This is a genomic window from Streptomyces sp. S.PB5, from assembly GCF_030403745.1.
GTDB lineage: Bacteria > Actinomycetota > Actinomycetes > Streptomycetales > Streptomycetaceae > Streptomyces.
On record NZ_JAQMWP010000006.1, the window covers coordinates 196,397 to 209,813 of the forward strand.

Below are 13,417 nucleotides of genomic sequence, written 5' to 3' on the forward strand. Positions count from 1 at the left end.
CGCGAAAGAAGCGTCGCGGAAGCGTTACAGGTGCCGTACTGCCGGTACACAGAATTTGCACGACAGCGCGTGCTACCGCTTTGATGGCCGGTCCGTCTCGGACCGGTCCCCGGGGTCGTCCCGGACCGGAGGCTTGCGCGGAGGCTGTAGCGTGGCCGACGGAGACCGTAACAACACCGCGCGCACCGCGGGCAGAAACGACGGCGAGGACCGATGGCACAGCAGCAGCGCGCTCAGGGCCCGTCCGACCCCGAGGCGACTGGCGGCGGAATGTCGGATGCGCCGGAGCTGTGGGGTAACGGCGGGCTGGTCGGTGACGGCCGTTATCGGCTGACCCGCAGACTCGGCCGCGGCGGCATGGCCGAGGTGTTCGCCGCCGAGGACGTACGCCTGGGGCGGACCGTGGCGGTCAAGCTGCTGCGCGCCGACCTCGCCGAGGACCCGGTCTCCAAGGCCCGCTTCACGCGCGAGGCCCAGTCGGTGGCCGGTCTCAACCACCATGCGATCGTCGCCGTGTACGACTCCGGCGAGGACCATGTGAACGGCCAGGCCGTTCCGTACATCGTCATGGAGATCGTCGAGGGACGGACGATCCGCGATCTGCTGATCAACGCCGAGGCGCCGGGCCCGGAGCAGGCCCTGATCATCGTCTCCGGCGTCCTGGAGGCGCTCGCCTACTCGCACCAGCACGGCATCGTGCACCGCGACATCAAGCCGGCCAACGTCATCATCACCAACAACGGCGCCGTGAAGGTGATGGACTTCGGCATCGCCCGCGCCCTGCACGGCGCGCAGTCGACGATGACGCAGACCGGCATGGTCATGGGCACCCCTCAGTACCTGTCCCCCGAGCAGGCGCTCGGCAAGGCCGTCGACCACCGCTCCGACCTGTACGCGACGGGCTGCCTCCTCTACGAACTCCTCGCCCTGCGGCCCCCGTTCACCGGCGAGACGCCGCTGTCGGTGGTCTACCAGCACGTCCAGGACATCCCGACCCCGCCGTCCGAGGTCTCCGACGCGACCCCGCCGGAGCTCGACGGCCTCGTCATGCGCTCCCTCGCCAAGGAGCCCGACGACCGCTTCCAGACCGCCGAGGAGATGCGCGGCCTGGTCCAGTACGGCCTGCAGATGCTGTACGAGCAGGGCGGTCACACCGGCACCTGGAACACCGGCCCGGTCGCGATGCACGAGGGCCGCAACACCCCGGCGGGCGGCTTCGCCCACACGACCGTCATGCAGCACCCCGGGGACGCTTCCGGCACCAACCAGATCCCCCAGCCGATCCTCCCCGCCGGCTACGGCGGCGGTGACGACGGCGGCTTCGAGGGCCACGGCAACCGGGGCAGCGGCCGCGGCAAGCTCTGGATCCTCGCCGTCCTCGCGGTGATCGCCATCGCGGCGGGCGTCGCGCTGGCCCTCAACGGCGGCGGCGGGGGCGGCGGGGGCGGCGACACCACCAAGTCGCCGACCACCTCCACGACGCCGTCGGAGACGACCAGCGAGTCCCCGACCGACGACCCGACGGACGAGCCCTCCGACGACCACACCGACGACGGCACGAGCAACGGCGGTCCCTCCTGGACGCCGTCGTCCAAGCCCTCGTACACGCCCTCGGCGACACCTTCGGAGACGGCCACGCAGCCGACGGAGGACCCCACGACCGCGGACCCGACGACCGCGGACCCGACCACCGCGGACCCGACCACCGCGGACCCGACGGAGACGGGCGGCACGGACGCGGGCACCACGGACGGCGGCAACGAGGGCAACCCCTGAGCCCTTGAGTCTGTGAGCCTTGGGCCTGTGAGCCGGGCCGTCAGTCCGCGAAGGCCTCGCACACCGTCTCGTACTCCCGGGTCCACCACACCGCCAGGGCCGAGGCCGCCGGGAACTGGGGGTCCGCCCGGGTGTCGCCGCGTTCGTAGTGCCAGCGGAGCATCCAGAAGTCGTTGAGGCGCTCCCACCACACGCGATGGACGGCCGCCGCCAGTTCCGAGGGCGTGGCTCCCGCCGCACGCCGGTACGCGCGCGCGTACGCCCGCACCTTCGGCAGGTCGAGCGCCCCCGTGGGCCGTACGAAGAAGATCGCGGCGGCGCGTACGGCCTCCTCCGCGCGTGGCTGCACGCCGAGCCGGTCCCAGTCGACGATCGCGGCGGGCGCGTCCCCCTGGTAGAGCAGGTTGAACGGGTGGAAGTCCCCGTGCACCCACCCCACACACCCGCCCCGCGGCGGCCTCCGGTCCGCGTGCCGCTCCAGCAGGGCCTGCCGCTCCAGAAGCCGGTGCCGCGCGAGTTCGTCGAAGGAGTCGGCCGGGCGGTGGCGGCGTACGAGGGTGAGGAGGCCGTCGATGAGGGCGAAGGTGTGGACGGGGTCGGCGCTCTCGGCGCGGGGGCCCGCCGCGGGCGCGGGCGCGCCGCTGGTCGGCCCGGCGCACTCCTCGCCCCGTGCGCCCCGCCCCTGCTCCGGCATCACCTGCGCCGACATCGCCTGCCCCGGCATCACTCGCTCCAGGCTCGCGTGCACCACCCCCAAGAGCGCCCCCAGCCGCCCGCACTGCTCCGGCGTCAGCTGGCCCCCGTGCCGGTGCCGCCCCTCGATCCACGGGTGCAGCGCGTAGGCGTGGCCGCCGACCACCGCGACCGTGCGGCCGTCACGGCCGGGCAGGGGAGGGGCGACCGGGACGCCGAGGGCGGCCAGCCGCTCGGTGGCCCGGTGCTGGCGGGCGATGGCGGCCGGGTCTGCGGTGTCGGGGTCGAAGTGGTGCTTGAGGAAGTAGCGGCCGCGGGTCGTGCACAGGCGGTAGCCGCGGTTCAGGAGCCCCTGGTCGACGGGGTCGCAGGTGACGGCGGAGCCGGCGGCGTACTGGCTGAGGAGGGCGCGCAGCGGGGGCGCGGAGGGCACAGGGGGTGGTACACAGGGGCGCGGCACGCGCCAGATGCTAGGGCACGAGCCGGGCCCGTGAGCTGGGCGTTGTCACACACAGCCACTTTCGATCACGCTATGTGCGCGAAGTGACTTTCGAGGGCGCCGTCGGTCGAATGGACCGTCCCGAACTGCGGCTCGACGCGCAGATAGACGGGCTCGTACGGCGCACCGTCGACGGTCCGGGGCGCCGGGCCGAACCGCTCCAGCTCGGCCGCCGTCGGCTCGTACGCCGTGCACGCGCCGACGACCTGGACGGACCACAGCCCCTCACCGGGCCGCGCCGAGCTCAGATTGTCCGAGCCGTACGCCACGACGCTGCCGACGCACGCCCGGTGGTAGTCGCAGCTCCTGGGCAGCCGCAGCAGCACCCGCCCGTCGTCCACGATGTGCCGGGCGAAGGCGAGGAAGGGCAGGGCGCGCATGCTGGTGGCCACCCGGCCGTAGTCGGTGCGGGCGAGCAGATCGACGGCGAGCTGTTCGTCGGAGGGCATGCATCCAATGTCGGACCTGCGCGCCGTTCGGTGGAGAGGTCTTTGGTCCTCAATGCGGGCACTTAATGCCGCTGCTGTTCCGCCTGCATACGCGCCACATAGGCCGCCGCCTGCGAACGCCGCTCCATACCGAGTTTGGAAAGCAGACTCGACACATAGTTCTTGATCGTCTTCTCGGCGAGATGCAGCCGCTCGCCGATCTGGCGGTTGGTGAGCCCCTCCCCGATCAGATCGAGGATCTTGCGCTCCTGCTCGGTGAGGTGCGCGAGCCGGTCGTCGCCCTTGGCGCTGCCGCCGTCCCGCAGCCGCTCCAGCACACGCGCGGTGGCCACCGGGTCGAGCAGGGACTTGCCGGCGGCGACGTCACGGACGGCCGTGAGGAGCTCGTCGCCCCGGATGGCCTTCAGGACGTAGCCCGAAGCGCCCGCCATGATCGCGTCGAAGAGCGCCTCGTCGTCGGCGAACGAGGTCAGCATCAGGCACTTGACGTCCTCGTCCCGGGACCGGATCTCCCGGCAGACCTCGACCCCGCTGCCGTCCGGGAGCCGTACGTCCAGCACCGCCACATCAGGGCGGGTGGCCGGAATGCGTACCAGCGCGTCGGCCGCGGTACCGGCCTCGCCGACCACCTCGATGTCGTCCTCGACCGAGAGCAGCTCATGGACGCCGCGGCGTACCACCTCGTGGTCGTCGAGGAGAAATACCCGGATTTTTCCGTTATCGCGCACGCGGTAAGTCAAACACAGAAACTCTTCCCGTGACCTGGGCACCCGGGATAACGTGCCGTTGCTCCGGCCTCCTGCAAGGCTGTGACCAGCGACTGTTCCCGATTTTGCGTTCTTTACTTGGAAATCCAAGTAAAACCGCAGGTCAGGAGGGGTTTCACAGAAATGTGCAGCACTGGGTAACGTGCCTTTTGCAGGGCGCTCGCCGGGGCACCTGTCACGCCTGTTCCCGACCGAACCGCACCCACCCCGTGCGTCGTAGGGCTTCAGGTGAGCCGCACTGGCGCCCGGCGAACCCGGGTGGCCGGACCGACGGAGGAGCACACGTGACCGTGGAGAGCACTGCCGCGCGCAAGCCGCGACGCAGCGCCGGGACCAAGAAGTCCCCCAGCACCGAGCCCGAGCTGGTTCAGCTGCTGACCCCCGAGGGCAAGCGCGTCAAGAACGCCATCTACGACAAGTACGTCGCCGGCATCACCCCCGAAGAGCTCCGCGGTCTGTACCGCGACATGGTGCTCACCCGCCGCTTCGACGCCGAGGCCACCTCCCTGCAGCGCCAGGGCGAGCTGGGCCTGTGGGCCTCGCTGCTCGGCCAGGAGGCCGCCCAGATCGGCTCCGGGCGGGCCCTGCGCGACGACGACTACGTCTTCCCGACCTACCGCGAGCACGGCGTCGCCTGGTGCCGCGGAGTCCCGCCGGAGAACCTGCTGGGCATGTTCCGCGGCGTGAACAACGGCGGCTGGGACCCCAACAGCAACAACTTCCAGCTCTACACGATCGTCATCGGCTCCCAGACGCTGCACGCCACCGGCTACGCGATGGGCGTCGCCAAGGACGGCGCCGACAGCGCGGTCATCGCCTACTTCGGCGACGGCGCGTCCAGCCAGGGCGATGTCGCGGAGTCCTTCACCTTCTCCGCGGTCTACAACGCCCCGGTCGTGTTCTTCTGCCAGAACAACCAGTGGGCGATCTCCGAGCCCACCGAGAAGCAGACCCGCGTCCCGCTCTACCAGCGCGCCCAGGGCTTCGGCTTCCCGGGCGTGCGCGTGGACGGCAACGACGTGCTGGCGAGTCTCGCGGTGACGAAGTGGGCGCTGGAGCGCGCCCGCGCCGGCGAGGGCCCGACGCTGGTCGAGGCGTACACCTACCGGATGGGCGCCCACACCACCTCCGACGACCCCACCCGCTACCGCGGTGACGAGGAGCGTCTGTCCTGGGAGGCGAAGGACCCGATCCTGCGCCTTCGCCGGTTCCTGGAGGCCTCAAACCACGCGGACGAGGGATTCTTCGCGGAACTCGAGGCCGAGAGCGAGGCGTTGGGCAAGCGAGTACGTGAGGCGGTCCGTGCCATGCCGGACCCGGACCACTTCGCCATCTTCGAGCACGCGTACGCGGACGGACACGCGCTCGTCGATGAGGAGCGCGCTCAGTTCGCCGCCTACCAGGCGTCGTTCGCTGACGGAGAGGGGGCCTGACATGGCGACCGAGAAGATGGCTCTGGCCAAGGCGATCAACGAATCGCTGCGCCGCGCCCTGGAATCCGACCCCAAGGTCCTCATCATGGGCGAGGACGTCGGCAAGCTCGGCGGCGTCTTCCGTGTGACGGACGGCCTGCAGAAGGACTTCGGCGAGAGCCGCGTCATCGACACCCCCCTCGCGGAGTCCGGCATCGTCGGCACCGCGATCGGCCTCGCCCTGCGCGGCTACCGCCCGGTGGTGGAGATCCAGTTCGACGGCTTCGTCTTCCCGGCCTACGACCAGATCGTCACGCAGCTCGCGAAGATGCACGCCCGCTCGCTGGGCAAGGTCAAGCTCCCGGTCGTCGTCCGCATCCCCTACGGCGGCGGCATCGGCGCGGTCGAGCACCACTCCGAGTCCCCGGAGGCGCTCTTCGCGCACGTGGCGGGCCTGAAGATCGTCTCGCCGTCCAACTCCTCCGACGCGTACTGGATGATGCAGCAGGCCATCCAGAGCGACGACCCGGTCATCTTCTTCGAGCCCAAGCGCCGCTACTGGGACAAGGGCGAGGTCAACACCGAGTCCATCCCCGGCCCGCTGCACAAGGCCCAGGTGGCCCGCGAGGGCACCGACCTGACGCTGGTGGCGTACGGCCCGATGGTGAAGACCTGCCTGGAGGCCGCGGACGCCGCGGCCGAGGAGGGCCGCTCGCTGGAGGTCCTGGACCTGCGCTCGGTCTCCCCGCTGGACTTCGACTCCATCCAGACCTCGGTCGAGAAGACCCGCCGCCTGGTGGTCGTCCACGAGGCGCCGGTGTTCTTCGGCTCGGGCGCGGAGATCGCCGCCCGCATCACGGAGCGCTGCTTCTACCACCTGGAGGCCCCGGTGCTCCGGGTCGGCGGCTACCACGCCCCCTACCCGCCGGCCCGCCTGGAGGAGGAGTACCTGCCGGGCCTGGACCGGGTGCTCGACGCCGTCGACCGTGCCCTGGCGTACTGAGGAGAGGGTCGTGACGACGATGACGGAAGCGTCCGTACGCGAGTTCAAGATGCCGGACGTGGGCGAGGGCCTCACCGAGGCCGAGATCCTCAAGTGGTACGTCCAGCCCGGCGACCAGGTCACCGACGGCCAGGTGGTGTGCGAGGTCGAGACCGCCAAGGCGGCCGTCGAACTGCCCATCCCCTACGACGGTGTCGTCCGGGAGCTCCACTTCCCCGAGGGCACCACGGTCGACGTGGGCACGTCGATCATCGCGGTGGACGTGTCGGGCGGGGCGGCGGCAGCTCCGGCTGCGGCCCCTGCGGAGACCGCTCCCGCGCCCGAGAAGAAGCCCGAGGGACGCCAGCCGGTGCTCGTCGGGTACGGCGTCGCCGCGTCCTCGACGAAGCGGCGGCCCCGCAAGGGCCCCCAGATCCCGGTCCAGGAGGCCTCGGCGGCGATCCAGACCGAGCTGAACGGCCATGGGGCCACGGGAGCCACGGAGACCGCCAAGGCTCTCCAGACCCCCCAGGCCCCCCAGACCCCCCAAGCCGCTGTCCAGGAGCGCCCGCTGGCGAAGCCGCCGGTGCGCAAGCTGGCCAAGGACCTCGGCGTCGACCTGACCACGGTCGTCCCGTCCGGCCCGGACGGCATCATCACGCGCGAGGACGTCCACGCGGCGGTGGCCCCGGCACCGGAGGCGACGCCCGCACCGGCACCTGCGCCGGTCAAGGCCCCCGCGCCCGTGCCGACGTACGACACCGCGCGCGAGACCCGTGTCCCGGTCAAGGGCGTCCGCAAGGCGACGGCGGCGGCGATGGTCGGCTCGGCGTTCACGGCGCCGCATGTCACGGAGTTCGTGACCGTCGACGTGACCCGGACGATGAAGCTGGTCGAGGAACTCAAGCAGGACAAGGACATGCAGGGGCTGCGGGTCAACCCGCTGCTGCTGATCGCCAAGGCCCTGCTGGTCGCGATCAAGCGCAACCCCGAGGTCAACGCGTCCTGGGACGAGGCCAACCAGGAGATCGTGCTCAAGCACTACGTGAACCTGGGCATCGCCGCCGCCACCCCGCGCGGCCTGATCGTCCCGAACATCAAGGACGCCCACGCCAAGACCCTGCCGCAACTGGCCGAGTCGCTCGGCGAGTTGGTGTCCACGGCACGGGACGGCAAGACTTCCCCGGCCGCGATGCAGGGCGGCACGGTGACGATCACCAACGTCGGCGTCTTCGGCGTCGACACCGGCACCCCCATCCTCAACCCCGGTGAGTCCGCGATCCTCGCAGTCGGTGCGATCAAGCTCCAGCCGTGGGTCCACAAGGGCAAGGTGAAGCCGCGTCAGGTCACGACCCTGGCGCTGTCCTTCGACCACCGCCTGGTGGATGGGGAGCTGGGCTCCAAGGTGCTGGCGGACGTGGCCGCGATCCTGGAGCAGCCCAAGCGGCTGATCACCTGGGCGTGAGACCTGGGTGAAGGGGCCGGCGTCCGATGACGCCGGCCCCTTCACGATGCCTGTCCTGAGCTGTCTTTGCTTAGCTGTCTGTTGCTGAGCTGCCTGTTGCTTAGCTGCCTGTCCTGAGCTGTATGTCTAGAGGTACGGCCCGCCGGAGCGTCCGCCCGGGTGCCCGTCCTCGCCGTCGTGGCCCACGCCCGGCGGCAGCGCCCGCCGCATCTGCTCCAACTGCGCCCGCGCGGCCATCTGCTGGGCGAACAGGGTGGTCTGGATCCCGTGGAAGAGACCCTCCAGCCAGCCGACCAACTGAGCCTGGGCGATCCGCAGTTCGGCGTCGCTCGGGGTCGCCCCGTCCGAGAAGGGCAGGGAGAGCCGCTCCAGCTCCTCGACGAGCTCCGGCGCCAGACCGTCCTCCAGCTCCTTCACCGAGCTGCGGTGGATCTCCTTCAGCCGGACCCGGCTCGCCTCGTCCAGAGGAGCCGCGCGCACTTCTTCCAGCAGCTGCTTGATCATGCTGCCGATCCGCATGACCTTGGCGGGCTGCTCCACCATCTCCGTCACCGGAAGCTCGCGGGAGTCCTCGTCCCCGGTGCCGCCGAGCGCCATTCCGTCCTGGCCCACGACCAGGATCTGCGGCTGTTCGGACGACCGTTCGTTCCTCGGCATCTCCATGCCGCCATTCTCTCGCACCACTACACCTCACCACTGAGGTGCCCCCGGTGGAGGGTGATCCACCGTTTACGGGGTGGCAGTTTCCGTCGGTGGCGTTTCCGTCGGTGGCGGCGAGGCCCGGGGAGCGCGGCGGAAGGGCCAGGGGAACGTGGCGGAAGGGACCGGGGAACGTGGGCGAGGGCCGTCAGTCCTCGGAGCCCCGGGTCTGGGTGAGCCGCAGGAGGCGGGCCTCGCAGTGGTCGAGCCAGCGCAGCTCGGCCTCCGTGTGGCAGACGAGCTGCTCCAGCACCAGCAGCCGGGCCACCTCGTCCGGATGCTCGGGCGCCCGCGCCAGAGCCTCGGCCCGTTGCCGCAGATGGAGGTGGAGCACCCGGGAGACATGCCGCCGCTGGGCCTCGACGACATCCCGTACATCGACACCGGCCGTCCCCACCGCCATCACCAGCTTGATCGCCAGCTCGTCGCGCGGCGGCGTCTCCCGCTCCACGGGCCCCGCGAACCAGCCCCGCAACTCGTCCCGGCCCGCCTCCGTGAGCCCGTACAGCGCGTGCCCCGCCTCGTCCGCGCCCTCCTGCACGACCATCCCGTCCCGCTCCAGCCGGCCGAGCGTCGTGTACACCTGCCCGATGTTGAGCGGCCAGGCCCCGCCCGTACGCGCCTCGAACTCGGTGCGCAGCCGTGACCCGTAGCGGGGGCCGCTCTCCAGGAGGGCCAGCAGTCCGTGTCGTATCGACATACCCGGATTGTGCGGCCGTCCGCCGACTTCGGCGGCTCCCGGAATGCCGGAATCCCGACCCGGTGTGACGCTGGTCCAGTGACGCGATGGCTGCACACGGTGCGCGCTACGGGACTGCTGCTCGCCCTGGGAGCGGGGGCGGCAACGGTGCCGTGCGGGGCGGGGGCGTCGTACGGTGCCGAGTGGGTGCGGGGGGTCGAGCGGGGGGCGGAGGGGCGGAGTGACGAGACGGTGTCCCGCGTGCGGAGCAGCGAGGCCGGCCCGGTCACGCCCGGCGGCGGCAGAACCACGCCTGGTACCCAGATCGCCCAGCCCCCGCCGGGGACACCGGGTGGCGCGACCGCCCCTGTCGGGCGGGGCGGCGGGAACCCGCCCCCGATCAGGGACAACGGGACCGCACCCGGGGCGCCGGGCAGCAAGGCCACGCCGGGCGGGCGGGTCACCCCGTCCGCACAAGCGGTGCACGGCGGCCGGTCCGAGGCGCGGGTGAAGACCGCTGCGTCCCCGTCCGCCGCCGAGCCGTCCCGGGCGGGAAGCCGGGCGGGTGAGGGACGGGAGCGGCCGGGACGGCAGGAGGCGGCCAGAACCGGCGAGGAGGACCAGGGGCCTGCCGAGGACGCGGACACGGGCGCAGAGCCCGACAGCGAGACCGACGGCGCCGCCGACGTCGTACCGGAGCCGTCGCGGGATGCTTCCCCGCCGGTTGCCTCCGCGCCGCCGCTTCAGCCTGCCCAGCAGGCCGTCGCGCGCGCGCAGCGCCCGGCCGAGCCCGTCCTGCGGATACTGCCCCTCGGCAGCGGCATGGTCCTGATCGGGCTCGGTCTGGCACTCGCCATGCTGGGCGTACGACTTCGCAGGGGCTGACGACCGGCACCGCCGCCCCGGTCCCCACCGGGCCCCCGCGAGCCCTGCGACCGGCCCCAGGCCCCGGCCGGGGAGCCGCCCGTCTACTCCACGACCAGCAGCACCTTCCCCACGTGCCCGCTCTCCTCCACCACCCGGTGCGCAGCCGCCGCGTCGCTCATCGGGATCTCGCGGTCCACCACAGGACGGACATGGCCCCCGTCCAGCAACGGCCAGACATGCTCGCGTACCGCCGCCACGATCGCCGTCTTCTCGGGGAGCGGGCGGGCCCGGAGCGAGGTCGCGCTGATGGCGGCGCGCTTGCCGAGGAGGGCCGCGATGTTCAGCTCACCCTTGATGCCGCCCTGCATACCGATGATCGCGAGGCGGCCGTTGACGGCGAGGGTCTGGACGTTGCGGTCGAGGTACTTCGCCCCCATGTTGTCGAGGATGACGTCGGCCCCCGCACCGTCCGTGGCCTTCTTCACCTCGGCGACGAAGTCCTGCTCGCGGTAGTTGATCAGGACGTCGGCGCCCAGGTCGGCGCAGTGCGCCAGCTTCTCCTCCGTGCCCGCCGTGACCGCGACCTTCGCCCCGACGGCCTTCGCGAGCTGGATCGCCATCGTGCCAATGCCGCTGGAGCCGCCGTGCACGAGCAGCGTCTCGCCGGGACGGAGGTGGGAGATCATGAAGACGTTCGACCAGACCGTGCACGTCACCTCGGGCAGCGCTGCGGCGTGCCGGACATCGACCCCCTTCGGCACGGGCAGCAGCTGCCCCGCCGGGACGACGACCTTCTCGGCGTACCCGCCGCCCGCGAGCAGCGCGCACACCTCGTCGCCGACGGCCCAGCCGGACACACCGGGCCCGACTTCGGCGATCCGGCCGGAGCACTCGAGTCCGGGGTAAGGGGAAGCGCCGGGCGGCGGGTTGTAGAAACCCTGGCGCTGCAGGATGTCGGCCCGGTTGACGGCACTGGCCACCACCTCGACCAGTACCTCGCCCTCACCGGGCTCGGGCTCGGGGACCTCGCTCCAGACCAACGCCTCGGGACCACCGGGTTCAGGAATCGCGATCGCATGCATGCCCCCGACGCTACAACCGGCGCCGCCCGCACCGCCCAAGGGCCGGGGGACCGCGTCGATGCGTGGCTCGGCCGCCTGGATGCGGGCGGCGACGAATATCCCCGGAGGAAATCGAATGCGAAACCGATGAGTTTGCGCGACGGTAAAGGTCTCCTCATGCGTAGCCCAAGCACGCGCAAGCGACATGCACGCGGAAGGAAACCCCACCATGAGCCAGCACACCTCCGGCCTGGCCATCGAGACCGCGGGACTGGTGAAGACATTCGGCGAGACCCGGGCCGTCGACGGAGTCGACCTCGCCGTCCCGACCGGCACGGTCTACGGCGTCCTCGGCCCGAACGGCGCCGGCAAGACGACCACCGTGAAGATGCTCGCCACCCTGCTCCGCCCCGACGGCGGAGAGGCCCACGTCTTCGGCCATGACGTCGTCCGTGAGGCCGACGAGGTGCGCGGCCGGGTGAGCCTCACCGGTCAGTACGCCTCCGTCGACGAGGACCTCACCGGCGCCGAGAACCTGATCCTGCTCGCCCGTCTCCTCGGCCACCACAAGAAGGCCGCGCGGGTCCGTACCGCCCAGCTCCTGGAGGCCTTCGGGCTGACGGAGGCGGCGAACAAGCAGGTCAAGCACTACTCGGGCGGCATGCGGCGCCGTATCGACATCGCCGCGTCCATCCTGAACACCCCCGACCTGCTGTTCCTCGACGAGCCGACGACCGGTCTGGACCCGCGCAGCCGGAACCAGGTGTGGGACATCGTGCGTGCCGTCGTTGCCCAGGGCACCACCGTGCTGCTGACCACGCAGTACCTGGACGAGGCCGACCAGCTGGCGTCCCGGATCGCCGTCATCGACCGCGGCAAGGTGATCGCCGAGGGCACGAAGGGCGAGCTGAAGGCGTCCGTCGGCGCCGGATCCGTCCATCTGCGGCTACGGGATCCCGCACAGCGGCCGGAGGCGGAGCAGCTGCTGCGGCTCGCGCTCGACACCGACGTACAACTGGAACCGGATCCGGTGGCCCTGACCGCGCGTCTGTCGGGAACCAACAGCGACTCCGCCGCCGAGCAGGCGTCCCGTGCGCTCGCCGAACTGGCCCGCACCGGCATCACCGTCGACAACTTCTCCCTCGGCCAGCCCAGCCTGGACGAGGTCTTCCTGGCCCTGACCGGACATGACACGCGTGACACCGAGGAGGTGGCGGCGTGAGCACCGCTACGACAACGGAGACCAAGGACCTCGCCCCCGTCAGCGCCGAGTCCCTCGCCGCGCTGCTCGTCACCGGGGAGCGGCCGCCACGGCCCAGCGCCCTGTCCGCGTCGCTGACCTTCGGCTGGCGGGCGATCCTCAAGATCAAGCACGTCCCCGAGCAGCTCTTCGACGTCACCGCGTTCCCGATCATGATGGTGCTGATGTACACGTACCTGTTCGGGGGTGCCCTGGCCGGGTCCCCGAAGGAGTACATCCAGTTCCTGCTGCCGGGCATCCTGGTGATGTCGGTCGTGATGATCACCATGTACACGGGTGTCTCGGTGAACACCGACATCGAGAAGGGCGTCTTCGACCGCTTCCGGTCACTGCCCATCTGGCGGCCGTCGACGATGGTCGGCTATCTGCTGGGCGACGCCCTGCGCTACACGATCGCGTCCCTGGTGATGCTCACCGTCGGCATGATCATCGGCTACCGCCCGGACGGCGGGGTCGGCGGTGTCCTCGCCGGGATCGCGCTGCTGGTCGTCTTCTCGTTCGCGTTCTCGTGGATCTGGACGATGTTCGGGCTGCTGCTGCGCACCGAGAAGTCGGTCATGGGCGTCAGCATGATGGTGATCTTCCCGCTGACGTTCCTGTCCAACGTCTTCGTCGACCCGAAGACCATGCCGGGCTGGCTCCAGGCCTTCGTCAACAACAGCCCCGTCACCCATCTGTCCTCGGCCGTGCGCGAGCTGATGGCGGGCGAGTGGCCCGCCGACGAGATCGCCTGGTCGCTGGGGTGGGCGGGTCTGTTCGTGGCGATCTTCGGTCCGGTCACGATGCGGCTCTACAACAGGAAATGAC

13 protein-coding genes are annotated in these 13,417 nt (G+C 71.0%); 7 read left to right on the plus strand and 6 right to left on the minus strand.

All coding sequences use genetic code 11. From position 1 onward, the window contains the following. The first annotated feature begins 213 nt into the window (after positions 1-213). Positions 214-1,776: a protein kinase gene (locus PH203_RS17335; RefSeq protein ID WP_289920917.1), complete on the plus strand. Its 1,563-nt coding sequence runs from the start codon at positions 214-216 to the stop codon at positions 1,774-1,776. 40 nt (positions 1,777-1,816) lie between these two features. On the opposite strand, the gene PH203_RS17340 is transcribed toward PH203_RS17335, so the two are convergent. The 3 genes from PH203_RS17340 to PH203_RS17350 all read right to left on the minus strand — a co-directional run bounded on the left by PH203_RS17340 (position 1,817) and on the right by PH203_RS17350 (position 4,145). Then, positions 1,817-2,902, minus strand: coding sequence for a phosphotransferase (locus PH203_RS17340; protein WP_289920918.1), 1,086 nt, complete (start codon positions 2,900-2,902; stop codon positions 1,817-1,819). A gap of 92 nt (positions 2,903-2,994) precedes the next feature. After that, complete coding sequence (locus tag PH203_RS17345) at positions 2,995-3,417, minus strand: pyridoxamine 5'-phosphate oxidase family protein (RefSeq protein WP_289920919.1); 423 nt, start codon at positions 3,415-3,417, stop codon at positions 2,995-2,997. A gap of 62 nt (positions 3,418-3,479) precedes the next feature. Beyond that, positions 3,480-4,145 carry a response regulator transcription factor gene (locus PH203_RS17350; RefSeq protein ID WP_289920920.1) on the minus strand — a complete coding sequence of 222 codons (666 nt, stop codon included), beginning with the start codon at positions 4,143-4,145 and terminating at the stop codon, positions 3,480-3,482. A gap of 323 nt (positions 4,146-4,468) precedes the next feature. On the opposite strand from PH203_RS17350, the gene pdhA reads away from it, so the two are divergent. Genes pdhA through PH203_RS17365 form a run of 3 tightly spaced genes read left to right on the plus strand, consistent with a single transcriptional unit; the run spans position 4,469 to position 8,043 of the window. Further along, positions 4,469-5,617, plus strand: a complete 1,149-nt coding sequence (gene pdhA / locus PH203_RS17355; protein ID WP_289920921.1) for a pyruvate dehydrogenase (acetyl-transferring) E1 component subunit alpha — start codon at positions 4,469-4,471, stop codon at positions 5,615-5,617. A gap of 1 nt (position 5,618) precedes the next feature. Then, positions 5,619-6,599 carry an alpha-ketoacid dehydrogenase subunit beta gene (locus PH203_RS17360; protein WP_289920922.1) on the plus strand — a complete coding sequence of 327 codons (981 nt, stop codon included), beginning with the start codon at positions 5,619-5,621 and terminating at the stop codon, positions 6,597-6,599. Positions 6,600-6,609: 10 nt separating this feature from the next. Beyond that, positions 6,610-8,043: a dihydrolipoamide acetyltransferase family protein gene (locus PH203_RS17365; RefSeq protein WP_289920923.1), complete on the plus strand. Its 1,434-nt coding sequence runs from the start codon at positions 6,610-6,612 to the stop codon at positions 8,041-8,043. A gap of 126 nt (positions 8,044-8,169) precedes the next feature. Here the strand turns inward: PH203_RS17365 and PH203_RS17370 are convergent, their stop codons facing one another. Continuing rightward, positions 8,170-8,706, minus strand: a complete 537-nt coding sequence (locus PH203_RS17370) for a bacterial proteasome activator family protein (protein ID WP_289920924.1) — start codon at positions 8,704-8,706, stop codon at positions 8,170-8,172. 184 nt (positions 8,707-8,890) lie between these two features. Next, on the minus strand, positions 8,891-9,442 hold the full coding sequence (locus tag PH203_RS17375) for a PadR family transcriptional regulator (RefSeq protein WP_289920925.1): 552 nt from the start codon (positions 9,440-9,442) through the stop codon (positions 8,891-8,893). 78 nt (positions 9,443-9,520) lie between these two features. On the opposite strand from PH203_RS17375, the gene PH203_RS17380 reads away from it, so the two are divergent. Continuing rightward, positions 9,521-10,306: a hypothetical protein gene (locus tag PH203_RS17380; RefSeq protein ID WP_289920926.1), complete on the plus strand. Its 786-nt coding sequence runs from the start codon at positions 9,521-9,523 to the stop codon at positions 10,304-10,306. A gap of 83 nt (positions 10,307-10,389) precedes the next feature. Here the strand turns inward: PH203_RS17380 and PH203_RS17385 are convergent, their stop codons facing one another. After that, positions 10,390-11,370: an NAD(P)H-quinone oxidoreductase gene (locus tag PH203_RS17385; RefSeq protein WP_289920927.1), complete on the minus strand. Its 981-nt coding sequence runs from the start codon at positions 11,368-11,370 to the stop codon at positions 10,390-10,392. 208 nt (positions 11,371-11,578) lie between these two features. Between PH203_RS17385 and PH203_RS17390 the strand changes: the two genes are divergently transcribed. Together PH203_RS17390 and PH203_RS17395 are read left to right on the plus strand one after the other, a co-directional pair. After that, positions 11,579-12,571: an ATP-binding cassette domain-containing protein gene (locus PH203_RS17390; RefSeq protein WP_289920928.1), complete on the plus strand. Its 993-nt coding sequence runs from the start codon at positions 11,579-11,581 to the stop codon at positions 12,569-12,571. After that, positions 12,568-13,416 (plus strand): ABC transporter permease, encoded by an 849-nt coding sequence (locus PH203_RS17395; RefSeq protein WP_289920929.1) that lies wholly within the window; start codon positions 12,568-12,570, stop codon positions 13,414-13,416. Before PH203_RS17390 ends, PH203_RS17395 begins: the two co-directional genes overlap by 4 nt. The last annotated feature ends 1 nt before the right edge of the window (position 13,417 follow it).

Coding starts and splice junctions, on each gene's coding strand:
- PH203_RS17335 (WP_289920917.1), top strand. CDS start 214: ATGGCACAGCAGCAGCGCGCTCAGGGCCCGTCCGACCCCGAGGCGACT.
- PH203_RS17345 (WP_289920919.1), bottom strand. CDS start 3,417: ATGCCCTCCGACGAACAGCTCGCCGTCGATCTGCTCGCCCGCACCGAC.
- PH203_RS17360 (WP_289920922.1), top strand. CDS start 5,619: ATGGCGACCGAGAAGATGGCTCTGGCCAAGGCGATCAACGAATCGCTG.
- PH203_RS17370 (WP_289920924.1), bottom strand. CDS start 8,706: ATGGAGATGCCGAGGAACGAACGGTCGTCCGAACAGCCGCAGATCCTG.
- PH203_RS17375 (WP_289920925.1), bottom strand. CDS start 9,442: ATGTCGATACGACACGGACTGCTGGCCCTCCTGGAGAGCGGCCCCCGC.
- PH203_RS17385 (WP_289920927.1), bottom strand. CDS start 11,370: ATGCATGCGATCGCGATTCCTGAACCCGGTGGTCCCGAGGCGTTGGTC.
- PH203_RS17390 (WP_289920928.1), top strand. CDS start 11,579: ATGAGCCAGCACACCTCCGGCCTGGCCATCGAGACCGCGGGACTGGTG.